General features: G+C 43.9%; 1 protein-coding gene. It reads right to left on the minus strand.

Annotated features, from left to right (window positions below; translation table 11 throughout):
- Positions 1 to 721, minus strand: a protein-coding gene (locus ACFI32_RS14820) for an IS5 family transposase (protein WP_462627388.1) whose coding sequence is annotated in 2 segments (ribosomal slippage) — positions 1 to 514 and positions 514 to 721 — 722 coding nt annotated over the 2 segments. Because the reading frame shifts where the segments join, the coding sequence is not laid out codon by codon here. This gene is flagged as partial in the annotation.
- Between the last annotated feature and the right edge of the window lie 19 nt (positions 722 to 740).

Genomic DNA, 740 nt, shown 5'->3' on the forward strand with positions numbered 1-740 from the left:
GCCAGATAAAGCATTGACTTAAAATTGCGAGCTAATTTTTCATAGCGAGTGGCGATACTACGAAAGTGTTTTAGCCTTGCAAACATGTTCTCTACCAAATGGCGCAGTTTGTATAGGTAGCTATCAAATTCTAGATTAGGCGCTTTAGCATTGCTCCTTTTGGGAATTATAGGAATCATGTCATGCATACAAGCTTTATCCCTGATCGCTTGTGAATCATAGCCTTTATCAGCGATGAAGTAATCAGCTTGTCCAATCATGTCAATCAATTCACCTGCAACTTGACTGTCGTGGACGTCACCCCCAGTGACTTTAAAATGGAGCGGATATCCATCGGCATCACAGGATAGGTGTATCTTTGTAGTTGCACCGCCACGGCTTCGTCCAATTGCTCGATCTTCACCACGCCGAGCTCCACTTGCATGCTGGTGACAGCGAACATAGCTTGCATCTGCGAATACCCATTCCGTATCAACTTCTTTTTGTAAGCTAAAAAAAAATTCGCCCATAAGCCAGTTTTCGACCAGCGGTTGAAACGACTATAAGCTGTTTTCCAAGAACACAATTCTTTAGGTATGTCACGCCAAGGTGCACCTGTGCGTAGTTTCCACAGTATGGCTTCCATGACCTCTCGACTGTTTTGAGTATGATAGCAACCATGCTGTGTCATCGTTGATTGCAGTTGATCCCAAAGCGTATCTGTTAGTGCTGTTCTTGCCATAACTTGTACTTCTCGCATC

The organism is Psychrobacter sp. PSi21, assembly GCF_054960615.1.